This window comes from Streptomyces griseoflavus (assembly GCF_014649995.1).
GTDB classification, from domain to species: domain Bacteria; phylum Actinomycetota; class Actinomycetes; order Streptomycetales; family Streptomycetaceae; genus Streptomyces; species Streptomyces griseoflavus.
This window is the reverse complement of record NZ_BMUC01000002.1, coordinates 380,550-404,622: the sequence shown is the minus strand read 5'-3', so window position 1 is coordinate 404,622 and position 24,073 is coordinate 380,550. Positions and strand designations below refer to the sequence as shown.

Here is a 24,073-nt window from a genome sequence, read left to right as displayed (position 1 = left end):
CCCTCCCTCCCCCGGAGGACACGCCCCCGGCCGCCCCCTCCGCACGACGGACACCCCGGCTGACGACCCCTTAGGGGATGTCACAGCTCGGCCGCAAAGCCCCGCCCGAACGCCACCGCCCGGCACGCGGCAGGCCGGGAGCAGGTACGTTCGTTGACGTGGCTGGATTCAGGATCGGACGCGGCCGGAACAACAACGGCGCTCCCAACGCGCGACCGCAACACCCCCCGCACGGGCAGCAGACGCCGCCGGGGCCGTCGTACGGCTACCCGCAGGCTCCGCAGCCACCGTCCTACGGACCGGGCGGCGGGGGCGGCAGCCCGTGGCCGCAGCCGCACGGCGGCCGCGGCGGACACGGAGGACACGGAGGGCACGGCGGCCCGGGCGGCTACGGCGAGCCGGAGTACTTCGGCGACGGCGCCTACCCTCCCGGCCCCCACGGCGCCCCCCACGACCCGTACGCGGCGAACAACCCCGGCCACACCCAGGCCTTCTCCCTCAACGACGACCACTACACCCAGGGCGAGACCTACCACGCCGGCTCGACCCCGCCCCCCGGCCCGGTCGGCCCCCGCCTGCGCTGGAAGGACCTGCTGAAGGGCATCGTCCTGTCCCCCGCGCAGACCTTCCTCCAGATGCGCGACTACGCGATGTGGGGCCCCGCCCTCGTCGTCACCTTCCTCTACGGCCTGCTCGCCGTCTTCGGCTTCGACGGCGCCCGCGAGGACGCCATCAACGCCACCCTGACCAACGCGGTCCCGATCGTCCTGACGACGGCCGTCGCCCTGGTCCTCAGCGCCTTCATCCTCGGCGTGGTCACCCACACCCTGGCCCGCCAGCTCGGCGGCACCGGCGCCTGGCAGCCCACGGTCGGCCTCTCCATGCTGATCATGTCCATCACGGACGCGCCGCGCCTGGTCGTCGCCATGTTCGCCGGCGGCGACGCCTCCTTCGTCCAGCTCCTCGGCTGGGCGACCTGGGTCGCGGCCGGCGCCCTGCTCACCGTCATGGTCAGCCGCTCCCACGACCTCCCCTGGCCCAAGGCCCTGGGCGCGTCGGCGATCCAGCTCATCGCCCTGCTGTCGATCGTGAAGCTCGGCACGTTCTGACCCACCGGGCCACACGCAGAAGGGGCTCCCCGCCACGCGGGGAGCCCCTTCTCACGTCCCGCTGCCGCCCTCAGGCGTCAAGCACCTGCCCGTCCCGCCGCACCACCGGCGGCTGAACGATTGGGCTGACTTGACTTGATGACGGTAGTAATCTGACCCTCCTCAGGAGGCAGGGGGAGGGCCGACCGTGGCGCGCAAGGTGGGGGTATACACCCGGATCTCGCGAGACGACGAGGGCGAGTCGCTGGGAGTCGCCAGGCAGCAGCAGGACTGCGAACGTCTCGCGGATCTCCGATCGTGGCAGGTTGTGAAGACCTACGAGGACAACGACGTGTCGGCGTTCAAGCGCAACGTCGTGCGCGACGAATTCGAGCTGATGCTGAAAGACCTCCGCGCCGGCCTCATCGACGGCATCGTGGCCTACGACCTGGACCGCCTCGCCCGACAGCCGCGGGACCTGGAACGCCTCATCGAGATCTTCGATGAACGGCCACGCCTGGAGTTCGCCACCGTCACCAACGACATCAACCTCGGATCGCCGGACGGCCGCACGATGGCCCGCATCATGGTGGCGTTCGCCAACAAGTCGTCGCACGACGCGTCGCGGCGGATCAAACGCAAGCACCTGGAGTTGGCCCAGCAGGGCAAGGACAGCGGTGGACCGGCGCCGTACGGCTGGAGGAAGGAGGACCGCACCAAGGTCGACCCCGAGGCAGCCGCAGCCATCCGCGAGGCACAGCGCGAGATCCTGGCAGGCGTACGTATTGGGACCATCCGGACCCGATGGCAAGAACAGGGCTTGGGCAACCCGAGGGCAGGAACGAAGCGCATGGCCCATCACCACGTCGAGCAGATCCTGACCAGCCCAAGACTCGTCGGCTACCGGACGTATCACGGTGAGATCCTGCTCGGCGAAGACGGTGAGCCGATCAAGGGCAATTGGGAGCGAATCAACACGCCGGGAGAGTGGGAGGCCGTACGCGCAGCAGTCGCCGAGCGGAAGCAGAAGCACCCGGGCAGGTCGCTCGCCCGTAAGTACCTGCTGTCAGGCATCGCCCGCTGTGGACTGTGCAAGACCAAGATTCGAGGGCAGATCAATGGCCAATGGAAGCCAGGGTCGAAAGCCACGAAGTACACGTACCAGTGCTCAGTGGTCAACGGCGGTTGCGGAAAGGTTGGCCGGGTTGGCGAACCCGTCGACAGGCTGATAGCTCAGCTCGTGCTTGAAGAGCAGCGCGAGCGAGCGGCAGTCACCGCCGTACCAGCCGGGCGACGATGGTCGCGCGAGGACGAGTTGGAGCAGGTCACCCAGGACATTGGCCGACTCCTGGAAGCCGAAAGATCGCAGCAGATCACCGTGGCCACACTCTTGCAGCTTCTGCCGGCCAAGGAGCGGATGCGCGACGAGCTGAAGCTAGAACGGGCCCGTTTCTACAAGGAGCAGAAGCAGGCCGAGGCCAAGGGAGATGCAGCAAACCTGACCGTGGAAGAGTTCTTCGCGCTGCCCATCGAGCGTCAGCAGGAGATCGTGTTGCACAACCTCACTGCCGTGATCATCCATCCAGCCGGACGGGGACGTCGGAAGTTCGACCCCAACCTGATCGAACCGGTGTGGCGATGAAGGTCAGGCCCGCCCTTGCAATACGACGGCGCGGCATACCCACTCCTCGTCGCGCTCGGGGGCACGGCGAAGACGAACTCGGCGACCCCTCGATGTTCGTCAACAAGTGACGGTCTTGCGCGGGTACGCCGGATAAGACGTTGAGAGCAAGCTTCTCGATTGGGCTGGCGATCGGGCCCACCGTGCGCCGCTCCTGGCTTCGGCCCGCTCCGCCGACGCGCGCCCAGGTGTGGATAGGGCCGGAGGCCATGAGTCGATCACCGCAGAGAGCGGCCCACGAACTAGGACGATGCCTCTGGCGGGGGATCAGCCGGCACGGGGAGGGAAGGGCACCATCGCCGACTGCGGGCCCGTAAGGGCGTGCGCGGGGAGCTCCCGTCCCGCTGGGGTAAGTGGTGCACATGGCAAGTTGCTTGCAGCTGTCTCAATCCGACACATGCCTAGCTGTGCCTACACCGGGCAGCCATGGTCGTCGGGCACAAGGACGGCCCCCGACCATCTCCCCCAGGTCAGGGGCCGTCCTTGCTCTCAGCGCGGAGGAGGTGGGATTTGAACCCACGGTTACATCGCTGCCACGACGGTTTGCAAGATCGCTCGCCTCAGCACATAGCAAGCGGCTCAATGCAGATTAGAGGGCTTCCTTGTTCCCCTTCGGCGCCTCTCCCGACTTATGTACTGGAGGCAAGACGCTCCACGGGAAGTTGATCCACTCATCGGTCCGCTTCCACACGTACTCGCACTTCACCAGCGACTGCGTCTTCTCGTAGATGACGGCGCTGCGCACCTCGGCGACGGCGTCGAGGCAGAAGTCGCGGACCAGCTTGAGCGTCTTGCCGGTGTCGGCGACGTCGTCGGCGATCAGCACCTTCTTGTCGGTGAAGTCGATGGCGTTGGGCACCGGCGCGAGCATGACGGGCATCTCGAGCGTGGTGCCGACCCCGGTGTAGAACTCGACGTTCACCAGGTGGATGTTCTTGCAGTCGAGCGCGTACGCCAGCCCGCCCGCCACGAACACCCCACCGCGCGCGATGCTCAGCACCACGTCCGGCTGGTACCCGTCGTCGGCGATGGTCTGGGCGAGTTCACGGACGGCGACGCCGAACTGCTCGTAGCTGAGGTTCTCCCGCACGCCGCTCACACCTGCGTCCGGTGGAAGTTGAGGTACGACCGCGAGGCCGTCGGCCCCCGCTGCCCCTGGTACCGGGACCCGTACCGCTCACTGCCGTACGGGTGCTCGGCCGGCGAGCTGAGCCGGAACATGCACAGCTGCCCGATCTTCATGCCGGGCCACAGCTTGATCGGGAGCGTCGCGAGGTTGCTGAGCTCCAGCGTCACGTGCCCGGAGAACCCGGGGTCGATGAACCCGGCCGTGGAGTGCGTGACCAGCCCGAGCCGCCCGAGCGAGCTCTTCCCCTCCAGGCGCGACGCCAGATCGACCGGCAGCGAGATGACCTCGTACGTGCTGGCCAGCACGAACTCACCGGGATGCAGGATGAACGGCTCGTCGCCCTCCGGCTCCACCAGCCGCGTCAGGTCGGACTGCTCCACCGACGGGTCGATGTGGGGGTACCGGTGATTCTCGAACACCCGGAAGAAGCGGTCGAGGCGTACGTCGATGCTGGAGGGCTGCACCATGGATTCGTCGTAGGGATCGATCCGCACCCGCCCGGCGTCGATCTCGGCCCGGATGTCCTTGTCTGAGAGAAGCACGCCCCGAGAATACGCAAGGCGCGCGGAACGCCCACCACCGGCCGTCCCGCGCGCCCGCGCCTTCTGTCTTTTCCGCCCGTACTACTGCCTCTGCAGGCTGACCTGCACGACGCTGCGAAGCCGCGCACAGCGCGGACACCGCACGAGCCGGCCGGGGCCGAGTCGCTCGGCCTGCTGCATCGGGAACGAGGTGGCGGTGAACACGTGCCCATCGGCACAGCGGACGACGGTGCGCTCCATCAAGTCCAAGAGTCCCTTCCCCAAGAACCGCGCCTGGCTTGCTGCCCTGACGACAAAAGCCACGTTACGGGATGAAAGGAACGACCCTCCAGGCGGCACCCCGGACCCACACCGCCGCTCCACGGTACGCCCCGACGACTTCCCCCCGCAGCCGCTTCCAATCCCTGAAACACCATCAGGCCCCCGGGCCTTGAACACCGGGAGCCTGCCATGGGGTAGAGTGAGCGAGCGTCCGGACACCACTCGTACGGCGGGGTCTGGATCTTTCGCGGGTGTAGTTTAATGGTAGAACATCAGCTTCCCAAGCTGAGAGCGCGAGTTCGATTCTCGTCACCCGCTCCACGAAGAAGGCCCAGGTCACAGACCCGGGCCTTTCTGCTGTGCTCTGCGATCACTCGCCGCGTGCCACATTCGTGCCAGAAGGCCTGTCGGGCTGCTTCTCCCTGGCAGCGGCCCGCGCCTTCCGCACGGTGGCATCCAGCCCGGCGGCGACCTCCTCTTGCCTCTCGTCGTCGGAGTGCTGATAGATCAGCGCCGCCTTCTCCGAGGGCTGCCCGGCACGGACCATGGTGTCTTTGAGCGTGGCACCGGAGCGCGTGGACAGGGTGTGCCCGGTGTGCCGGAGATCGTAGAACCGGAAGCCCTCTGACATGCCGACGGCCTCACGCGCCTTCCGCCACTTCCGCCCGAAGGTGCTGCGCCGGAAGGGAGCGCCCTTCTCCCCGACGAAGATCAGCCCGTCCGGGCCCGGCTCGGCGTAGCTCTCCAGGTGCCAGCGGAGCTCCCGGCGGAGGAACGCGGGAAGAATCGCAGTCCGGGTGCCCGCCTCGGATTTGGTGTCGCCCTGGACGCGACGCCCGTTCATCCGTTCCGGCTCGGCGAGGCGGACGCGGACGCGGAGGTTGTTGAGGTCGACGTCTCGGCGGCGGAGGCCGGCCAGTTCTTCCGGCCGCATCGGACCGTACGCGCCGAGATGGACCATGAGCCGCCACCGCATGCCTACGGCTTCGGCGAGGGCGTCGACCTGGGCAACGGTCGCGATGCGCCGCTCAGCCGCTGTCGGGTCTCAGATGATGCTTGACGATTCGGCGTCAGGTGATGCTTGACGTCTGACCTAGACATCGTGGCTTACTGGCTGCCATGACGGACCGTTTCCCTGAGATCACCTCCGTGGAGGAGTTCATCCGGCTGCGGGAGAGCGAGGACCCGGCGGAGTACAACCGCTCGGCGTGGGCAGCCATGCCGCTTTCAGTCTGGTGGGACCTGGTGCGCAACCGTCCCGACATGCGTGTCTGGGCTGCCCATAACAGGACGGCGCCGTCGGACATCCTGGCCGAGCTGATCAAAGATCCGGATTGGCGGGTCCGAGACCGGGTGGCCAGCAAACGCAACTGCCCGCCTGAGCTGCTGGAACTGCTGGTCGACGATCCGCATGACGCCGTGCGGAGGCTCGTAGCAAACCATCCGCACTCGCCGTGGCCGGCGGTTGCGGGCTTGGTTGATGACCCGTGGCCGGTCATTGCTCAGGAAGCCCGCGCCCGACTGGCCAACTGGCCGTCCAAGCAGCCGTCCGGACCTTCCTGACACGGCGATCACACGATCTTTCGGCGGTTGTGTTCGCCGGACTTGCGGACCACTGTGATACCGCTGCTCGACCACGCTCAGCTCCACCAGCACGGCCCCGGCCCTCCCTGCACGCGTATACGACGCGCACGCCAAGCCGAAGCAAGCGGTGTCAAACATCAAGTGAAGCCACAACGTCAAGCATCAACCGAGACAAGACACTCCGCTGCACCCCTGTATGGCGCTCTGCCACGGCGAAGAAGACGACAGCCGAGCCGGGTGGTCTGGGGCTGCTCCAACCAGCATGCCTGGTGGAGGTGAGCCGACCGCCCGACCAACGACGCCCGACGGGGCGTAGGTCAGCAACTCTGTCCGGCCACCGCAGCAGTCGACGACACAAGCAGGAGCGAGCCGGGAACGAACTCCTTAAAGCGGTGCTCACCTTCCGCTTAGGGCCAGGGCGTGAAGCCGGCGGACAGGTTGAGGTGGAAGGGGGATCCTGAAGCCGTTGGAATCCAGCCCTCGCACAGGGCGCGTTCGATGGCTCGGGCAACGGCAGAGGGCAGTACCGCTTCAGCCTCGCGCCCGATCCAGTTGCTCGGGTGCGCCTGATTGGTGGTGACCACAAGCGTCGTCCCCGGAGCGTCCGCGTGCTCGACCGCGTACGTGCACGGTGACCAGGCCAGGCCCTGAGCGTAGGTCGGCCGACGACGCAACCGCCAGCGGTAGGCCGTGCCATCCACGACGATGCGCCGTGCGCCCTTACGCCCCAGTGTCATGACTCCCCCTCGATATGGAGGATGCTAGCGACTCCGGCTCTGCTGTCCGTAGAAGGCAGACGTGCCAGACCCGTGCCAGATCGTGCGGGGAACCACGGGGAACACCGGGTACCGGTCCCCCACACAATCGGACGCCGGCAGCGCTCCCGCCCAGGTCAGCCGGACAATCGCCCGTAGATCACCTCAGCTTCCCAAGCTGAGAGCGCGAGTTCGATTCTCGTCACCCGCTCTTCTTCGAGCCCCAGGCCATCGGCCTGGGGCTCGATCATTGGGGCGCCGTTGCCGCACCCGAATCATGGGGCGTACCGAGAACACGAGTTCCCTGAGGCGCCAGGCCGCTCACCCCGCTGCACGGCACCGACCCGCGCTTTCACCGAGCACTCGTCACGGGAGGCCGCATGTCCCTTGGGGGAACGGGCGCTTGACTGCGGAGGGTCCTGGGTCAGAGCGGGAGATCGTCGGGGAGGACCCGGAATGCCTTGTGGTGGCCCAAGGGGCGTACGGCCCGGAAGTCGCGTCGGTCGAGGGTGAGGATCGCGTCCGTGTCGTAGTCGGCGGCGAGCGCCACGTTGACCGCGTCGGCGAGGTCGAGGTCGAGCGCACGGTAGCGGACACGGACGGACTGGGCGGCGCCCAGGTGGTCCTCCGTGATCTCCGGCATGACGACACGCCCTCGGCCCATCCAGCGCCGGAGGTCGTCGACCGCGCCGAGGGCGGCCTCCCTGCCCAGCTCACGCGTGGCGACGTGATCCAGCTCGGCCAGCAGCAGCGGGGACATGACCAGGAGGCCGGCCGCCATGATGGCCTCGTTCGCCGCCTGGTGGTCCGGGTGAGCCGAGTCGAGGGCCGCCAGGAGGCCGGACGTGTCGGCGATGACGATGATCACGCGGCGGTTCCGGAATCCGGGCCGGTCTCACGACGGACGGCGTCGGCGACCGCGTCGCGGACCTCCGACCTGGAAGGCGTGCGCCCCGCCCCCTCGAAGGTGCGCGAGAACAGCGGCTCGTCCCAGACCCTGTTCGCCATGGCCGCCAGGTGGATGCCCTGGCGGATGATCTCGGCTTCGCTTATTCCCCGGCGCTTCGCGGCCTCCTTGATGATCGCCAGGTCTTCGGGGTCGGCGTAGACGTTCGTGCGCTTCATGGACATGTACCAAGGGTAGTCCATGTACCAGATTGACACACCCAGGCCTCGTCCTTCGGTTCCAAGGGCACCGCATCATGTTCCGGTCCTGGGCGGGGGCCGGTGGTCAGCCGGAGGGCTCCTGCGGGGTCGGTGCTTCCGGTCGCGCCCGTGGCCGGGGCACGACGGGGCAGGCGTGGTCCGACTCCGTCATCGTCCATCCGTCCCCGAGCACATGGAGGCTGAGGGACAGGGCGGAACGGGGCGCGGTGCCTCCTTCGGCTTCCGCGTGGTGCACCGTGCACGTCAGCTGGAGCATGGCCCGACGGCTCAGCGGAGCCGTCCTGCCGAGGAGCTGGACGAAGAGGATGCCGTCGGCGACCACCACCCGTGGCGCGTCCGTCAGGCGGGGCAGCTCCGTGGTGGCCGTCGCGGTCCCGTTCGCGGCCGGACCCTCGAACAGCAGGTGCACGACGGCTTCGAGGTTCCCGGCGTCGTCGATCCGGTGGGGATAGGGCGTCAACTCCCCGTCGCGCAGGAAGAAGAGGGAGACGGTGGTGCGCGAGGGTGGTGTCGCACTGGGGGAGACCATGCCGCTCGCCGGCGCACCGGTCTCGATGACACCGGACGGGGGGACTCCGCACGCCGTGAGCGCCATCGCGGCCACGGCCGTGAGCCCCGACAGCAGCGCTGCCGTCCGCGAGCCCTTCACCGGGTGCCCCCGTCGGCCTCGGCCTCGGTGTCGGTGTCGGTGTCGTCGCGGTGCAGCGGGAGGTCGACCGTGAACACCGCGCCGCCCCGGGGCAGGTTCGCCGCCCGGATGCGCCCCCCGTGCAGGCGCACGTTCTCCGCCGTGATGGCCAGACCCAGCCCGCTGCTCTCGCTCCTGGCCCGTGAGGTGCTCGCCTTGTAGAACCGCTCGAAGATGTGCGGCAGGGCCTCCTCGGCGATCCCCGGTCCGTTGTCGGTCACCTCGATGACGGCCCACGCCGTGCCCGCCCCGTCCACCCGTACTCCCATGGTCAGCCGCACGGGCGGCTCTCCGTGCCGCAGCGCGTTGCCGATCAGGTTGGCCGTCACCACGTCCAGTCTGCGCGGATCGACGCGCGCACGGAGCTCACCCGGTCCGGGCAGCCGGGTCTCCACCTGTTCCGGCCGCCACCGGGAGGCGACGGTGCGCCGTACGGACTCGGCCAGGTCGATCTCGTCCCGGTGGAGTTCGGCCGCCCCCGCGTCGAAACGGGAGATCTCCATCAGGTCGTTCACCAGTCGGCTCAGCCGGTTCGTTCCCTCGCTGATGAGCCGCAGCGCCTCACCGGTCTCCCCTTCCCCCTCCAGGTCCAGCACGTCGGTGACCGCCGACATCGCCGCCAGCGGCGTGCGCAGCTCGTGGGAGACGTCCGCCACGAAGCGGCGCCCCCGGGCCTCCAGGCGGCGCAGCTCCCCCACGGTCCGTTCCAGTTCGGCCGCCGTCTCGTTGAACGACTGGGAGAGGTCGGCCAGTTCGTCGGATCCGGTGACGTCCAGCCGTACGTCGAGGTGCCCCGCGGCCATCCGGCGCGTCGCCCGGCGCAGCGCCCGGACGGGTCGCAGTACGCCGCTCGCGGCGAGCAGCGCCAGGACGACGGCGAGGCACAGGGCCACCAGGGTGGCCCGCTCGATGCCGCTGACCATGGCCTCGACGTACCCCTCCTCGGTGGTCTGCGGGACCTCCAGGTACATCACGAACCCGGAGAGCCTGGGCTCCGTGCCCTCGCCCGAGGTGTACGTGACGGGCATGCCGACGACGAGACGAGGACGCCCGTCGACGTTCATCCGCTGGAACACCGCGGCACGCCGGTCCCGGACGGACCGGAGCATGTCAGGGCTCGGCTCGGTGAAGCCGGCGCTCGGCGCGTAGGCGCGGTGGCCGCCGTACGCGGCCATGACCCGCCAGCCCGAGGAACGGTTCGCGTCCCACACCTGGTCCGCCGCGAACTGGAGGTCCGCCTGGTCCGGGACGAGGGGGAGGGAGGGCGCGACGGCGTCGACGCTCCTGCGGAACTGGTTGATGACGGAGTCCTGGCTCTGCTGGAGCACCCCCGTGCGCGCCTCGCGGAAGGCGAGGGCCCCGGTGCCCAGGGAGCTGGCCATGGCCACCAGGACGAAGGACGTCAGCAGGCGGGGGCGCAGGCCGCGCAGGGGGAGCGGGATACGCGCCAGGGCCGCCCGGAGGAACGGCCGGGGGCCGGCACCCGGTACGGCGGCGGGGGGCTCTTCAGCCGTGGGGGCCTCGGGTGCGGTTCTCCGCTCCCCGGCGGCCTTCCGCGTCCGTACGGTCCGCCGTGCCCGCGGTGTCCGCCGTGTCCGCGTGGACGTGCGGTCGCTCACGAGGTGCCGAAGCGGTAGCCGAATCCGCGTACGGTCTGCACGTATCGGGGATCCCTGCCCTCACCGAGCTTGTTGCGCAGGCGCTTCACGCAGGCGTCCACGAGCCGTATGTCGCCGTGGTAGCTGTGTTCCCAGACCGCTTCCAGCAGTTGCTGTCGGCTGAACACCTGGCCGGGCGAGGCCGACAGGGTCAGCAGCAGCCGCAGTTCGGAGGGGGCGAGGGTGACGGGTTCGCCGCGGTGCGTCACCACGAGCCCGGCGCGGTCGACGACCAGCTCGCCGTGCGTCTCCGCCCGGGGCCGGGTGCCGTCCGGCAGCGACGCGTCCTGCCGGCGCAGTACGGCCCGTATCCGCGCGTCGAGCACCCGGGCCTGCACGGGCTTCACCACGTAGTCGTCCGCGCCGGTCTCCAGTCCCACGACCACGTCGATGTCGTCTCCCCTGGCCGTCACCATGATGATCGGCACCTGGTCGCGTTCCCTGATCCGGCGGCACACGTCCAGGCCGGAGATGCCGGGCAGCATGAGATCGAGCACGACGACGTCCGGCCGGAAGGGGAGGAGCTGTTCCAGCCCTTCCTCACCCGTTTCCACGGCCAGGACCTCGTGCCCCTGGTGCCGCAGACCCAGTCGGACGGCCCTGCGGACATCTTGGTCGTCTTCGACGATCAGGACCCGTGGCATTTCGGCAGTGTAGGCAGGCCGGGCGCGGCGACGGTCCGGAGGAAGACTCCTCTCCGCCCGCCGTTACACAACGATCACACGGGCCGGGGAGCACGGGGCGCCGTTACCTTTTCGTGACAGTGCCGGCTCATCGCGATCATCTGGAATCACCAGATTGAGCTGCCATGCATTCGGCACGACAGCGGCAGTCCGCACCCCCCACCGGCAGCGCCGCGGCCGGTCACCGCGCCGGCCACCGCGCCGGCCGCCGGCGCCGGTCCTCCCGTCGCCGGGGGCGGCCGCACCGGCGGGGCCGGAACCTGCTGGTCGGCCTGCTGGTGGTCGCCGGCCTCCTGGGCTCGGCGGCGTTCCTCCTGGGAGGCGGGCGGAGCGACGCGTCGAGCGGTGCGCCGCAGCAGCGGAGCACGCACGTCACCGCCACTCCCCCACCCGTCGCCACACCCCCTCCCACTCCCACACCGACCCCCTCCCCGTCCGCGAGCCGGACCGAGATCGACGTCCCCCCGGCGGGCAGCGGGAGGTTCGTCACCGCGCAGGGCGGTGGGGCGGCGGTGGGCAGCGGCTCCCGTCCGGTGCGCTACGTGGTGAAGGTCGAGACCGGACTCGACATCTCAGCGTCCCAGGCGGCGAACGAGATCGCCGACATCCTCGCCTCCCGGCGGGGCTGGACCCACGACCCGGACAACGCGTTCCAGCTGGTGGGCGCGGGATCGCCGCACGACCTCACAATAAGGATCGCGACACCGGCGACGGCGGACGCCCTGTGCTGGGCGGGCATCCAGCAGGACACCGGAGGCGAGTACAACTGCGAGGTTCCCGGAGGGGTGGTGGTGAACCTCAAGCGCTGGGTCAAGGGCTCGCCCACCTTCGACGGGCCGATCGACGAGTACCGGGCGCTGATCATCAACCACGAGATGGGGCACTTCCTCGGCCACTCGCACGTGACCTGCGGGGGCGCCGGGCAACCGGCCCCCGTGATGATGCAGCAGATCAAGGGCCTGCACGGCTGCGTCGCCAACGCCTGGCCCTACGACGAGAAGGGGGACCTCGTCACCGGGCCGCCCGTCTGACCGGCGCCGGGCCCCTCGCGGGGCCGGGCCTCACCGGTGCTCGGGGTTCTCGTAGTCGTGGCGGCAGCCGGCGTCCCAGGCGGTGCGCTGGTTTCCGTAGGCGGGGATACCGCCGAGATCCTTCAGCGCCCGGGCGAGGTGCAGCATGTTCCAGGTCATGAAGGTGGTGTTGCGGTTGGTGAAGTCGTTCTCCGGGCCGCCCGAGCCGGGGTCGAGGTAGGAGGGGCCGGGGCCCGCCTCGCCGATCCATCCGGCGTCCGCCTGCGGGGGGATGGTGTAGCCCAGGTGCTGCAGGCTGTAGAGGACGTTCATCGCGCAGTGCTTGACACCGTCCTCGTTGCCGGTGATCAGGCAGCCGCCGACCCGCCCGTAATAGGCGTACTGACCGGCCTCGTTGAGCAGACTGGAGCAGGCGTACAGGCGTTCGATCACTTGCTTCATCACGGAACTGTTGTCGCCCAGCCAGATGGGGCCCGCCAGCACGAGGATGTCGGCCGCCAGGACCCGCTGGTACAACTCCGGCCAGGCGTCCGTCTTCCAGCCGTGCTCCGTCATGTCGGGCCACACCCCGGTGGCGATGTCGTGGTCCACCGCCCGGACGACGTCGACCCGCACTCCCTGCGCGTCCATGATGGCGACGCTGCGGTCGACCAGTCCCTGGGTGTTGCTCGGCTCCGGCGACCGCTTGAGGGTGCAGTTGAACACCAGGGCACGCAGGTCGTCGTACCGGGCCGGCGGAGCGTCGGTGGCGGGCGACGAAGTGTTCACACGGTCCTCCTCGAGCCTTGCCGCCCCATGGTGCGCCGCGGCATGTCCGAGTTCAGCCTGTGGGCCGGCCCCGGCAGGCGCCACCACAGGGCATCCGAACGGCCCTCCAGGGGCCGGCCCCGGGCTGGAGTGCCGCTCTCCGGCTCTCTCGGACGGCCCCCGGCCGGACACGGTCACGCGCCACGCCCGCTCCGCCGTGCCCGGCCGCTCGGACGCCGTTCGCGACCCGACCGCAGGTCACACGCCCGTGTCCGCGAGGGTCCGAAGCAGTCACCGCTCGACCCATCGCTGCAGGCGGGCGCAGGCCACCAGCGCGCTGCCGTCTTCGGTGAAGTAGAGCAGGAAGGTCCACTTCTGGTCGGCGGAGTCCATCAGCCCTCCGCGCACCGGCCCGCGGTACTCGCTGAGGATCCGCACCATGCGCTCCAGGCCGAGAGGTTCGACTCCGCGCAGCCGCATGCGCCGGAGCCTGAGTGCGTAGACCCCGGCATGCTGCTCCGAGGGGAGCGCCGAGTCCCGCACCGTGTAGGTCGCGCCGCTGCGCAGTGCGGCCAGAGCAGCCGCGGACGCCGCGTCGTCACCGGTCAGCAGGTGCTCCAACACGTGCCGTTCCACTGGTCACCCCCACGGGAATCCTGCGGTGCGGCAGCCGGGTGGCGCAAGCCCGGTCGGCGCGGCGGCGACCGCCCGTTCGTTCATCCACGGGCGACCGCTCCGAGCCAGTCGGTGAGCGTGGAGAAGTCGGTGTTCGTGAGGCCCTTGGCGGGGTCGACGCGGTGGAGCAGTGCGGGTGCGGGGTGGGCGGCTTCGACCCACAGGAGTACGGGCTCGGCCACCCGCCCCGTCCAGTTGCTCGGGTGCGGCTGGTCGGTGGTGACCAGGAGCGTCGCTCCCCGGGTGTCCGCGCGCTCGACCGCGAACGTGCACGGCGACCGGGCCAGGCCCTGGGAGTAGGTCGGCCTGCCTCGAAGCCGCCAGCGGTAGGCCGTGCCGTCGACGACGATCCGTCGTGAGCCCTTGCGGACCAGCGCCATGTCTCCCCCTTCCGGACGAACTGACGGTACTTCGGCGGGGAGGTCGCCCGCGCGGTCACCGCAGGGGAAAGCGGGCCTCCAGGAGGTAGTGGGACGGGGGGAGGTGGGTGTGGGTGAGGGTGCCGCCTGCCGCGGTGATGCGTTCGGTCAGGCTGCGCAGGCCCAGGCCGGGGGTGGTCGGCGGGGTGGTGCGGGGGGCGCCGTCGTTGGTGACGGTGAGGCGTACCGCTCCGGCGACGGTCTCGACGGCGAGGTGGCAGCGGCGGGCGCGGCTGTGGGTGAGGACGTTGGCGACGGCTTCGCGGACGGTGGTGGCGAGGACCGTCTGCAGGGGGGCGGGCAGCGCGGTGTCCGGCAGGGTGACCTCGGTCTCGACGCCGGCCGACCGGAGCAGGTCCCGGTTCGAGGCGAGTTCCGTCTCCAGGGAGAGGCAGTGGTAGCCGTGGGCCACCCGCCGCGCCTCCTCAAGGATGCCGCGCAGTCCCGAGAGGGCCTGCGTGAGCTGGTCGCGTGCGGTGTCCGGCCGTCCGTCGAGGTGACGGTGCGCCAGCTCGCACTGGAGGGTGATCGCGGACAGGCGCGGGCCGAGCAGGTCGTGCAGGTCCCGGGCGAAGCGGATCCGTTCGCGTACGACGATGCGGCGCGGATCGGTCACGACGGCCGTTGCCGTGGTCTCGGTCGCCTCGCTCATGTCTCCCCCGTTCCGCCGCGTACCCGGCTGCCGCGGCTTTCCCGGGAGCTTCGCCCGGCCCGCTATCACTGAGCTATACGGGCTCGGCGGGTCGGTCGGCGCGGTGGTAGACAGGGCGCGGGGCCCCGGGACGAGGGGGAGCCGTGCGACGGGAGGGGGAAGCCGTGCAGCGGATCGTGCTGGCCGAGGACATGCACATGATCCGGGTGGCGCTCGCCGCGCTGCTCGATCTGGAGCCGGACCTGGAGGTCGTGGCGCAGGTCGGCAGCGGGAGCGAGGTGCTGCCCGCGGTGCTCCGCACGGGGGCGGACACCGCGGTCCTCGACATCGACATGCCGGGGATGGACGGGATCGCCGCCGCCGCGCTACTGCGGGACCAGGCGCCCGGGTGCCGCACGCTGATCCTCACCGGGATGGCGCGGCCCGGCACGCTGTGGCGGGCGCTGGACGCGCAGGTGGCGGGGTTCCTGCCGAAGGACGCCTCACCCGACGAACTGCTCGACGGGGTGCGCAGGGTCGGCGCGGGCCGGCGGGTGATCGATCCCGAACTGGCCATGGCCGCTTGGGAGATCGGCGACAGTCCGCTGACCGAGCGGGAGGTCGAGGTGCTCGCCCGGGTGGCGGAGGGGGCCGACACCGCCCAGATCGCCGCCACCACCAGCCTCTCCGTGGGGACGGTGCGCAACTACCTCACCACGGTCGTGAACAAGCTCGGCGCCCGCAACCGCGTCGACGCGCTGCGCATCGCGCGGGACAACGGCTGGCTGGCCTGACCCGGGCGGTGCCGTATAGGCCGTTTATCGGGGGGCGCGCTCTACTGGCGCCATGCCAAGGACACGACGGGTGCGGGGGCGGAGCGCGGTCGCCGAGGGCGCGGCCCGCCGTCGCGACCTGCACGCGCAGGACCGTACCGCGCCGCACTGGGCGCTCGACTACGCGCGGCGGCTCGCCGACCGGCATCCGCCGCAGCACCGCATCCTGATCCAGACCAGCATGTCGCCGACCGGCTACTTCCACGTCGGGAACTTCCGGGACACCGTGTGCGCGCACCTGGTGCACCGGGCGCTGACCCGGATGGGCCGCCGGTCCGCGATCCTGCTGAGCTTCGACGACTACGACCCGGTGCGGGAGAGCCAGGCGGCCCGGGACCCGGAGCTGGCCGGCCACGGGGGGCGGCCGCTCGCGGCGCACCGGGAGCGGGCCACCCGGATCTGCCGGGCCTACGTCGCGGAGCTGCGGGCGGCGGGCATCCTGCCCGCCGGGGCCGACGCGGACGGGCGGATGCCGCCGGGCGGGGCGTGGGAGACGCACTACCAGTACGAGCGCTACCGGGCCGGTGTCTACCGGGAGCTCCAGCGCCGTTACCAGCGGGACGCGGGGCGGCTGGCCGGACTGCTCGGCAGGGCGGACGGCCGGGACCTGTTCGCGGTGTACTGCCTGCAGTGCGGCCGCGGCACCACCGAGATCCACCGGCTGGACGCCGCGTCGGCGCGCTACCACTGCCGGTCCTGCGGCGCACGGCTCACCGTGACCGGGCCGGAGCGGGTCAAACCGTCCTGGGCCCTGGACTGGACGCTGCGGGTCGCGCACGAGGGCATCGACTGCGAGCCGGCCGGCCAGGACCACTGCAGCGCGGGCAGCACCATGGACCGCACCCGGCCGGTGTACGACGGGTACCTGGGCCTGGCGCAGCCGGTGATCGTCCCCTACGGCCTGGTGCGCGGCGGGCGCGGCACGGGCAAGATCTCCGGATCGAGCGGGGACGGGCCGTACGTGCGTGACCTGCTCGCGGTGCATCCCGCGCCGATGGTGCTGTGGCTGTACGCGCACCGCAACTGCCTGGCGGACCTGCGGATCGGGTTCGGGGCGGACGTGTTCTTCGGCGCGTACGACGCGTTCGACCGGTTCCTGCGGGCGGTGCCCGGTGACGGGCGGGCCCGGGTGCTGTGGGAGTTGCTGAGCGACGAGGACCCGGCGGCCCGCGCCGCCCTGCCCAGGATGCGTACCGTCGTCGGGGCGCTGTACGCCCACGGCGGTGACCCGGAGGCGGCGCTGGCCCATCTGACGCGGCGGCACGACGGCTGCGACCGGGGGCTGCTGGCCGAGCGGGTCGCCCACGCGGGTGCCTGGCTCGCCACGCACGGAGCCGGCCGCTACGGGGGCGAGGCGGGGCCGGCCGCGGCGCCGGGCCGGGCCGTCGACGTGCTCATCGAGCAGTTGAGGGCGCACACCGGTCCCGGCGCGCCCCGCGCGGAGCGGACCGTCGCGGAGTTCCGGGAGATCTACCGGGCGCTGTTCGGCACGGAGCGCGGGCCCCGGCTGGACACGCTCGTCGACGCGCTCGGCCCGCGGGCCGTCGCCGACGCGCTGGCCGCCTATCGCGAGAACGGCGAACGGCCGCTGCGGGAACGGGTGTTCGCGTCCGCCGGGCAGCCCGCCCCACCTCGGTCCGTGTCCGTGCGGGAGGAGGTCGCGGTCCGTGCGGGTTGAGATCTTCACGCCCGGCGGCGGGCCCGTACCCGACGGCTGGGACGCCTTCGTCCGCTCCCTCGGGGGCCCCGCTCTGTGGGACGGGCCGCTGCTGGAGGCCGCGGCGCTGGGCAGCCCCCGGCCCGTGTACGGCGGGCTGGTGCGGGACGGGGACGAACCGGTGGCCGCGTTCTGCGGGCGGCTCGGGGTGCGGCCGGTGCTGCCGAGGTACCGGCCCGCGGGGCGGGCCCTGACGCCGGGCTGGTTCCAGGTCCACCTGCCGAACAGTTTCAGCGCGGGCCGGCTGTACGCCCCCGGGCTCGACGCCGGGGGCCGGCGCGCCGCGACCCGCGCCTTCGAGCGGGCGCTGCGCCGCCGGCTCGGCGCGCGCTGCCTGGGGGTGCTGCACCTGGACGCCGAGGCACGGGAGCTGGAGGTGCTCGGCGGTCCGCTGCGGCTGACCCGTCCCACCGCGCCCACCATGGTCCTGCGCAACCGCTGGGGGTCGACGGACGCCTACCTCGCCGGGCTGCCGCGTGCCAGGCGCCGCCGCCTGACGGCGCTGCGGCAGCGGATCGACGACCACGCCGGTCTGACGGTCGGCACCGGTCTCCCGGCGATCGACCCGGTACGGGCGGGACGGCTCGACCAGCTGACCCGGATGAAGCACACCCGGCGTCCGGCCGGGGTCGTGCCCCTGCTCCCGGTCTACTTCGAACGGCTCAACGCGCATCCGGGCGCCTGCTACTTCGCCCACCTGGACGGGGAGCGTGGGCTGCCCGTCTCCTTCGACCTGGTCCTGGAGACACCGGCCGGCTGGGCGACGACGGTGACCGGCTCGGACAGCACCCGCGACCTCTACTTCGACCTGTACCTGCGGGAGATCGACCGGATGATCGCCCTCCGGGTGCCCGCCCTCGCACTCGGCCCCGGCATGGCCGCGCTCAAGGAGTCGTTCGGCGCGGCCGCCGTCGCCCGGTACGCCGTGGCGGCCCCGTTCTGACCCGCACCACCGCACCACCCCGCCGGCTTCCGCCGCACCACCGCTTCCCCACTCCGCACCCCGCGCCCGCGGGACGTGCGGACCACCGACGAACGAGAAAGAGCACCATGGACTTCACCACCGCCCTGGACCGTCACCTCGCCGCGATCCGCGACCGCGACGTGGACGCCTTCCTGCGCACCGTGCACCCCGACGCCACGCTCATCCTCCCCAACGGCCACACGGTCACCGGGACCGACGAGATCCGGTCCTTCCACGAGGGCTGGTTCCAGGACCCCGACTGGAGCATGACGACGGAGACCGTCCGCACCCTCGAACTGGCGGACACCGCCGTCGTGATCCTCGCCGTCGACTACCGGGACCTGGACGCGGAGGGCCGGCCGTACGCGCTGCGCCATCTGCTCAGCCTGGTCTTCGCCCGCGGCGGCGGGGAGTGGCTGCTCGTCCACGACCAGAACACCTCGTGCTGAGATGCGCCTCACCCAGCCGTACGACCGCACCGTGCACCGTGCGCTGCGCACGGTGCCGCACTACCGCGAGCGGTACGCCGCCACCGGGACGCTGCCGCCGCTGACCCGCGACGAGGCGCGGCTGCGGCGGCACCTGCTGATGCCGCTCGACGCGGCGCTGCTGCCGCGCCGGGACCCCGGCCGCCCGCCCCGCGACCACGTCGCCGAGCTGCGCGAGGCGCTCCGGATCGCCGGGCACCCCGTCCGGGGCGTCGACGTGTACGAGGTGGCGCGTTCGCTGCGCGACCCGGTGAGGGCGTACGGGACCACCTGGCGGGTGCTGCTGGACGCCACCGCCGAGACCGACGGCGGGCCGACGCGGCGGGCGCTGCCCGAGGGGCCCGCGCTCGTGGTCGGTGACCCGGGGTGGGCGGACGGTCCGTACCCGGACGGTGTGGTGGGCGTGGCACGCTTCGGCCTCGCGGCGGCGGCCGTCGCCCCGCCGGCCCCGGGCTCACTCTGGTACGAGCCGTGGCTCGGCTACCTGGGCGCGGTGGCCCCCGACTGCGGCGAGCTGCACCTCGACACGGCCCGGGTGCACGCCCGCGCCCTGGACGGCAGCACCGTCCTCACCCTGCTGAGGCGTCGCCGTCCCACCTTCGTCCACGCCGAGCCGGAGGGTGGCGGGGCGTTCCGTCCGGAGCGCTGCCCCCGCCACGGCGGTCCCGTCCTGCGGCCCGTCCGGAGCCCACGATGACCCCGACCACCCCGACCACTCCGACCCCGTCGGCCGTCTCCCCCGTCATGCGCCTGGGCCCCGTGCTGGGCAGCCTGCTCCGCGCCCACCGCCTGGAACGGGCCGGCGCCGCCCGGCTCGCCGCCGAGCAGCGGCGGCTCCTGGTGCGTCTGGTCCGGCACGCGCAGGCGCACGTGCCGCGCTACCGTGAGCTGATCGCACCGGGCACGGCGGCCGCCTTCCGGGGTCCCGAGGACCTGCCGGCCCTGCCCGTGCTCGACCGGACCGAGCTCCACGACAGCGCCCCCGAGCGGTTGCTCGCCGAGGGGTTCACCACCCGCAACACCAAGGCGGGCACCACCAGCGGCTCGTCCGGCGTGCCGATCACCATCCGCAACTCGGAGCGGGACCTGGGGTATCTGCGCGCCTCGTACCTGTACGACATGCTCGCGTCGGGGCTGCGGCCCTGGGACCGGATGGCGTACTTCCGGGTCAATCCGTTCCTGCGCCACCCGCTGGAACGGTTCGGTCTGCTGCGCAGCTTCCACATCGACACGAGCAGGACCCTGGACGAGCAGGTCGAGGCGTTCCTCGCGGCCCGCCCCACCTTCCTGGTCGGTTTCCCCAACGTGATCGCCTCCGTGGTGGAGGAGCTGGAACGGCGGGGGGAACGGCACCGGGGTGTGCACCACGTGCTGTTCGGGGGTGAGCGGCTCACGCCGACCGCGCGGGCCCGGGTGCTCGGCCATCTGGGCGCCCGGTTCCACGAGGTGTACGCCTCCGTCGAGGTGTTCACGGTGGCCCGCACCTGCCGGCGCGGCGCGCTGCACCTGCGCTCCGCGGACGTGGTGGTCGAGCTGGAGCAGGAGGACGGCACCGCCGTGCTCGCCGACGGCAGCCGCCGCGTCGAGGGCGAGATCCTGGTGACCCGGCTGCACAGCGAGGCGATGCCGCTGATCCGCTACCGGCTCGGCGACCGGGTGACGGTGGGTCCGGACACGTGCGGCTGCGGGCGCCGCACCCCGGTCGTGGAGCGGGTGCAGGGCCGCAGCCAGGACCGGTTCCGGGGCCGGGACGGACGGGAGTTCTACGCCGACTTCCTCACCTACAAGGTGCAGGACTTCCCCGAGGTCGCCCGCATGCAGCTGGTGCAGGAGCGGCCCGCCCAGGTCACCGTCCGTACGGTGCTCGCGCCGGGCGCGGACGACTCGGTGACCGGGCGGATCCGGCGGGCGGTGCGGGACGCGGTGCCCGACTTCGACGTGGAGGTCCACCGGGTCGAGGAGATCGCCCCGGAGCCCAACGGCAAGATCAAGATCGTGAAGGTGCGGGCCCGGGGGACGGACTGACGCGGTCCCCCGGTGGTGCGGCCGTGACGCGGGGTCCCCGTCACGGCCGCACCGCCGCGCTCAGATGGTGCGCCGCTCCTCCAGGGCCGCCCGCCAGGACGGGGGCAGGTTGCGGACCACCTCGATGCCCGAGAACACCGACGGCTCCTGCGGGCCCACCTCCTTGACCCAGGCGGCCATGCGCCCGATGCCCTCCTCCAGCCCGACGGGCGGGCCGGGCGTGCCGAAGACCTTGCCCGCCTTCTCGTGCGTGGCGTACGCGTCGCGCACCTCGTTGCGCTCCGGGAGGTGGCGGACGCGCAGCTCCACCCCCATGGCCTCGCAGACCGCGGCGGCGATGCGGTTGACGCTGTAGACGCGGTCGCCGCCGATGTTGAAGATCTCGTTGTACGCCCCGGGCAGCTCCACCGAGCGGGCGATGGCCGGCGCCACGTCCTTGATGTAGCTGAAGGCCCGGGTCTGCTCGCCGTCGCCGAAGACCGTGAACTCCTCGCCGCGCAGGGCCTGGTTCATGAAGATGCCGATGACGTTGCGGTAGCGGTCGCCGATGTTCTGGTACTCGCCGTAGACGTTGTGCGGGCGGAAGATGACGTACGGGAGGCCGAACATCTCGTGGCTGACGCGCAGTTCCTGCTCCACGGAGAACTTCGCGATGCCGTACGGGTCCTCCGGCGCCGGCACCAGGTCCTCGCTCATCGGCAGCTGGTTGGCCCCGTACACCGCGATGGACGACGTGAACACGAAGCACTTCACGGTGCCCGCGTTGACGGCGGCGTTGATCAGGTTGACGCTGCCGACCACGTTGTTCATGTAGTTGAAGCGCTTGATGAAGTGGCTCAGGCCCTCGGCGGCGTAGGCGGCGAGGTGGAAGACGTAGTCGATGCGGTGGGCGGCGAAGACGGCGTCGACGACCTCGGGGTCGCAGACGCTGGCGTGCCGGAACTCGGCGCCGTCCGGGACGTTGGCGGCGGTGCCGCCGCTGAGGTCGTCGAGGACGATCACGCGGTGGCCGCGGGCCAGGAGTTCACGGGTGACGTGGGAGCCGATGAAGCCGGCCCCTCCGGTCACGAGCGAGACGGGGGAGGCGGGGGTCACGGTGTTCATGCGGAGTTCCTTTCCAACTGCTCCCGCTGGGGGGAGGCGGCGAAGCGGAGGGGGGCGACGGGGGCTGCCGACGGCCGCCGGGACAGCTTGAGGAGATGGAGCGCGGGGCCGGTCATCACGGTGGTCAGCAGGGCCATCACGACCAGGACGGTGAAGGCGTTCTGGTTGATCAGTCCCGCGTCGAGCCCCGCGCGGAGCACCACGACCTCGGTGACGCCCCGCGCGTTGAGCAGGACGCCCAGACCGAGCGACATCCGCCAGGACAGGCCGCAGGAACGGGCGGTGAGGCCGGTCCCGACGAGCTTTCCGGCCACGGCCGTGACGACGGCGACGGCCCCGGCGACGAGCAGCGCGCCGTTCGCGGTCACCCGGGTGAGGTCGACCGTCATGCCGACGGACACGAAGAACAGCGGCAGCAGCAGCCGCCGGTTGAGCGTGTCCAGGCGCAGCTGCACGGCGGTCAGCTCACTGCCGGAGCGGTGCGGCACGAGCAGACCGGCGAGGAACGCCCCGAAGATCGAGTGGACGCCCATCAGATCGGTGACCCGGGCGAGCGAGAAGGCGAGCAGCAGCAGCGCGAGGAGACGGGCCGTGGACGGCACTCCCACCCGGTCCGCCCAGCGGTCGGCGGCCCGCGCCAGCGGCCGGCCGAGGGCCAGGACGGCCACCGCGAACGCCGCCGCGAGGAGCACGGTGCCGCCCGCGCCCCAGACGCTGCCCGCTCCGGCCACCGCCAGGGCCGTGGCCAGGGCGCACCAGGCGATCACGTCGCAGGCGGCCGCGCAGGTCATGGCCATGGTGCCGAGCGGGTGCCGGGCCAGGCCCGACTCCTGCACGATCCGGGCGAGCACCGGGAAGGCGGTGATGCTCATCGCCGTACCGAGGAAGATCGCGAAGGGTACGAACCCGATCCCGTCGGCGGCGAACTCCCGGTACACCAGGCCCGCGGAGACCACCCCGAGGGCGAACGGGACGATCATGCTGCCCTGGCTGACGGCGCCCACCACCCGGCCGCTGCGGCGCAGCTGGGAGGCGTCGAACTCGGAGCCGACCGCGAACATGAACAGGATCAGGCCCGCCTGGGCGAGCAGGCCGAGCACGGGCTCCGCCGACTCCGGGTAGAACAGTTCGGTCGCGGCGGGCCAGAGTCCGGCCAGGAAGGACGGGCCGAGCAGCAGGCCGGTGGCGATCTCCCCGATGACCGGCGGCTGGCCGAGGCGACGGGCGAGGAGACCGCCGCCGAACGCGGCCGCGGCGACGGCGGCGATGGCGGCCACCACTCTGAGGACCGTCTCGCCGGCGTGCGCGGCGGCGGCCGGCGGGGCGCCCCCGCGCGCCGTCTCCGCCGCGACCGGGTCGGGGGCACCGATCCCGAGCCCGAGCACGGCGAGGAGCACGCCCAGGGCGACGGCCGAGAGCAGCAGGGGGTAGACGATGCCGCGCCATGCGGGAGTCCCGGCGCGGCGGGTGCGGTCGTCGTTCATCGGAGGACTCCTGGGTTGTCGGGGGCCGGGGCCGCCACCGGCGCGGCGGGGGCGGCCGGGGCGGCGGCTTCGGCCTGCGCGGCGCGGGCGGCCGGTTCGGCCCGATCGGCCGGGGTGGCAGGCGCCGTCAGCGCGGCAGGCGGGGCGGGTGCCCTCGACGCGGCAGGCGCGGGTGCCGCAGGCTCGGCGAGTGCCGCAGATGCTGCGGGTGCGGAGACGGTCGACACGGCGGACGCGGCGGGCGCGGCTGGGGCGGTCGGCGTCGAGGGCGCGACGAGGGCTACGGGTGCCGCAAGCACAGCGGGTACCGCGGACGCGGCGGATGTCGGCGCGGCAGGCGCGACAGGTGCCGCAGATGCCACTGGTGCGACCGGTGCGGCGGGGACCGTCGACGCGGCGGGCGCGACCGTCGCGGCAGGCGCGTCGACGGCTACGGGTGCCGCAAGCGCAGCGGGTACCGCGGACGCGGCGGATGCCGTTGGCGCGGCAGGCGCGCCAGGTGCCGCACATGCCACTGGTGCGACCGGTGCGACCGGTGCGGCGGGGACCATCGACACGGCGGGCGCGGCGGGCACGACCGACGCGGCAGGCGCGGCGACGGCTACGGGTGCCGCAGGTCTGGCGGGCACCGCGGACGCGGCGGATGCCGTTGGCGCGGCGGACGCGACAGGTGCGGCGAGGGCTGCGGGCGGGGTGGGCGGGCGGCGGGGGCGGGAGGT

Annotated in this window: 24 protein-coding genes, 1 tRNA gene and 1 pseudogene; 11 read left to right on the top strand and 15 right to left on the bottom strand. The window is 71.8% G+C overall.

All coding sequences use genetic code 11. From position 1 onward, the window contains the following. Nucleotides 1–77 precede the first annotated feature (77 nt). Together IE172_RS07710 and IE172_RS07705 are read left to right on the top strand one after the other, a co-directional pair. Nucleotides 78–1,109: a Yip1 family protein gene (locus IE172_RS07710; RefSeq protein ID WP_190096326.1), complete on the top strand. Its 1,032-nt coding sequence runs from the start codon at nt 78–80 to the stop codon at nt 1,107–1,109. A 187-nt stretch (nt 1,110–1,296) separates the two neighbouring features. Then, nucleotides 1,297–2,730, top strand: coding sequence for a recombinase family protein (locus IE172_RS07705; protein WP_190096325.1), 1,434 nt, complete (start codon nt 1,297–1,299; stop codon nt 2,728–2,730). Between the two features lie 628 nt (nt 2,731–3,358). Here the strand turns inward: IE172_RS07705 and IE172_RS07700 are convergent. Next, the gene (locus tag IE172_RS07700) at nt 3,359–3,868 is read right to left on the bottom strand and encodes a phosphoribosyltransferase (RefSeq protein WP_190096324.1); all 510 of its coding nucleotides are present in this window, start codon (nt 3,866–3,868) and stop codon (nt 3,359–3,361) included. Then, complete coding sequence (dcd, locus tag IE172_RS07695) at nt 3,865–4,440, bottom strand: dCTP deaminase (protein WP_189557440.1); 576 nt, start codon at nt 4,438–4,440, stop codon at nt 3,865–3,867. Before dcd ends, IE172_RS07700 begins: the two co-directional genes overlap by 4 nt. 508 nt (nt 4,441–4,948) lie before the next feature. Here dcd and IE172_RS07690 point away from each other — a divergent pair. Beyond that, a tRNA-Gly gene (locus IE172_RS07690) sits at nt 4,949–5,022 on the top strand. A gap of 49 nt (nt 5,023–5,071) precedes the next feature. Here IE172_RS07690 and IE172_RS07685 read toward each other — a convergent pair. Continuing rightward, nucleotides 5,072–5,740: pseudogene (locus IE172_RS07685) on the bottom strand (tyrosine-type recombinase/integrase); the annotation flags it as partial. An 80-nt stretch (nt 5,741–5,820) separates the two neighbouring features. Between IE172_RS07685 and IE172_RS07680 the strand changes: the two are divergent. Continuing rightward, complete coding sequence (locus tag IE172_RS07680; RefSeq protein WP_190096323.1) at nt 5,821–6,264, top strand: hypothetical protein; 444 nt, start codon at nt 5,821–5,823, stop codon at nt 6,262–6,264. A gap of 428 nt (nt 6,265–6,692) precedes the next feature. Here IE172_RS07680 and IE172_RS07675 read toward each other — a convergent pair whose 3' ends face one another. From IE172_RS07675 to IE172_RS07650, 6 genes are all read right to left on the bottom strand, one after another. Further along, nucleotides 6,693–7,022, bottom strand: coding sequence for a hypothetical protein (locus IE172_RS07675; RefSeq protein WP_190096322.1), 330 nt, complete (start codon nt 7,020–7,022; stop codon nt 6,693–6,695). A gap of 442 nt (nt 7,023–7,464) precedes the next feature. Continuing rightward, complete coding sequence (locus IE172_RS07670; protein WP_190096321.1) at nt 7,465–7,908, bottom strand: PIN domain-containing protein; 444 nt, start codon at nt 7,906–7,908, stop codon at nt 7,465–7,467. After that, nucleotides 7,905–8,171, bottom strand: coding sequence for a ribbon-helix-helix domain-containing protein (locus IE172_RS07665; protein WP_190096320.1), 267 nt, complete (start codon nt 8,169–8,171; stop codon nt 7,905–7,907). Before IE172_RS07665 ends, IE172_RS07670 begins: the two co-directional genes overlap by 4 nt. A 100-nt stretch (nt 8,172–8,271) precedes the next feature. Further along, a complete protein-coding gene (locus IE172_RS07660; RefSeq protein ID WP_190096319.1) occupies nt 8,272–8,856 on the bottom strand; it encodes a hypothetical protein in 585 nt (194 codons plus the stop codon). Then, nucleotides 8,853–10,277 (bottom strand): sensor histidine kinase, encoded by a 1,425-nt coding sequence (locus IE172_RS07655; RefSeq protein WP_229885865.1) that lies wholly within the window; start codon nt 10,275–10,277, stop codon nt 8,853–8,855. The genes IE172_RS07660 and IE172_RS07655 overlap by 4 nt, the downstream gene beginning before the upstream one ends. A 233-nt stretch (nt 10,278–10,510) precedes the next feature. Continuing rightward, a complete protein-coding gene (locus IE172_RS07650) occupies nt 10,511–11,197 on the bottom strand; it encodes a response regulator transcription factor (RefSeq protein WP_190096318.1) in 687 nt (228 codons plus the stop codon). A 164-nt stretch (nt 11,198–11,361) separates the two neighbouring features. Between IE172_RS07650 and IE172_RS07645 the strand changes: the two genes are divergently transcribed. Next, nucleotides 11,362–12,267, top strand: a complete 906-nt coding sequence (locus IE172_RS07645; protein WP_190096317.1) for a DUF3152 domain-containing protein — start codon at nt 11,362–11,364, stop codon at nt 12,265–12,267. A 30-nt stretch (nt 12,268–12,297) separates the two neighbouring features. Here the strand turns inward: IE172_RS07645 and IE172_RS07640 are convergent, their stop codons facing one another. The 4 genes from IE172_RS07640 to IE172_RS07625 all read right to left on the bottom strand — a co-directional run bounded on the left by IE172_RS07640 (nt 12,298) and on the right by IE172_RS07625 (nt 14,760). Continuing rightward, nucleotides 12,298–13,035, bottom strand: coding sequence for a flavodoxin family protein (locus IE172_RS07640; protein WP_190096316.1), 738 nt, complete (start codon nt 13,033–13,035; stop codon nt 12,298–12,300). Between the two features lie 270 nt (nt 13,036–13,305). Continuing rightward, nucleotides 13,306–13,638 (bottom strand): hypothetical protein, encoded by a 333-nt coding sequence (locus tag IE172_RS07635; protein ID WP_229885863.1) that lies wholly within the window; start codon nt 13,636–13,638, stop codon nt 13,306–13,308. Between the two features lie 92 nt (nt 13,639–13,730). Continuing rightward, the gene (locus IE172_RS34390; RefSeq protein WP_229885861.1) at nt 13,731–14,069 is read right to left on the bottom strand and encodes a hypothetical protein; all 339 of its coding nucleotides are present in this window, start codon (nt 14,067–14,069) and stop codon (nt 13,731–13,733) included. Nucleotides 14,070–14,124: 55 nt separating this feature from the next. After that, nucleotides 14,125–14,760 (bottom strand): sensor histidine kinase, encoded by a 636-nt coding sequence (locus IE172_RS07625; protein WP_190096314.1) that lies wholly within the window; start codon nt 14,758–14,760, stop codon nt 14,125–14,127. Nucleotides 14,761–14,924: 164 nt separating this feature from the next. Here IE172_RS07625 and IE172_RS07620 point away from each other — a divergent pair, with 164 nt between their 5' ends. From IE172_RS07620 to IE172_RS07595, 6 genes are all read left to right on the top strand, one after another. After that, entirely contained in the window at nt 14,925–15,533 is a 609-nt protein-coding gene (locus IE172_RS07620) for a response regulator transcription factor (protein WP_190096313.1), read from the top strand. A gap of 52 nt (nt 15,534–15,585) precedes the next feature. After that, the gene (locus IE172_RS07615; RefSeq protein WP_229885859.1) at nt 15,586–17,250 is read left to right on the top strand and encodes a nucleotidyl transferase family protein; all 1,665 of its coding nucleotides are present in this window, start codon (nt 15,586–15,588) and stop codon (nt 17,248–17,250) included. Next, nucleotides 17,240–18,232, top strand: coding sequence for a hypothetical protein (locus IE172_RS07610; RefSeq protein WP_190096312.1), 993 nt, complete (start codon nt 17,240–17,242; stop codon nt 18,230–18,232). The genes IE172_RS07615 and IE172_RS07610 overlap by 11 nt, the downstream gene beginning before the upstream one ends. Nucleotides 18,233–18,339: 107 nt before the next feature. After that, the gene (locus tag IE172_RS07605) at nt 18,340–18,702 is read left to right on the top strand and encodes a YybH family protein (protein WP_190096311.1); all 363 of its coding nucleotides are present in this window, start codon (nt 18,340–18,342) and stop codon (nt 18,700–18,702) included. A 1-nt stretch (nt 18,703) separates the two neighbouring features. Further along, entirely contained in the window at nt 18,704–19,438 is a 735-nt protein-coding gene (locus IE172_RS07600) for a hypothetical protein (protein ID WP_190096310.1), read from the top strand. Continuing rightward, a complete protein-coding gene (locus tag IE172_RS07595) occupies nt 19,435–20,766 on the top strand; it encodes a phenylacetate--CoA ligase family protein (RefSeq protein ID WP_229885857.1) in 1,332 nt (443 codons plus the stop codon). The genes IE172_RS07600 and IE172_RS07595 overlap by 4 nt, the downstream gene beginning before the upstream one ends. A gap of 60 nt (nt 20,767–20,826) precedes the next feature. Here IE172_RS07595 and IE172_RS07590 read toward each other — a convergent pair whose 3' ends face one another. Together IE172_RS07590 and IE172_RS07585 are read right to left on the bottom strand one after the other, a co-directional pair. Continuing rightward, on the bottom strand, nt 20,827–21,870 hold the full coding sequence (locus IE172_RS07590; RefSeq protein WP_190096309.1) for an NAD-dependent epimerase/dehydratase family protein: 1,044 nt from the start codon (nt 21,868–21,870) through the stop codon (nt 20,827–20,829). Then, on the bottom strand, nt 21,867–23,354 hold the full coding sequence (locus tag IE172_RS07585) for a cation:proton antiporter (protein WP_190096308.1): 1,488 nt from the start codon (nt 23,352–23,354) through the stop codon (nt 21,867–21,869). Before IE172_RS07585 ends, IE172_RS07590 begins: the two co-directional genes overlap by 4 nt. Nucleotides 23,355–24,073 lie beyond the last annotated feature (719 nt).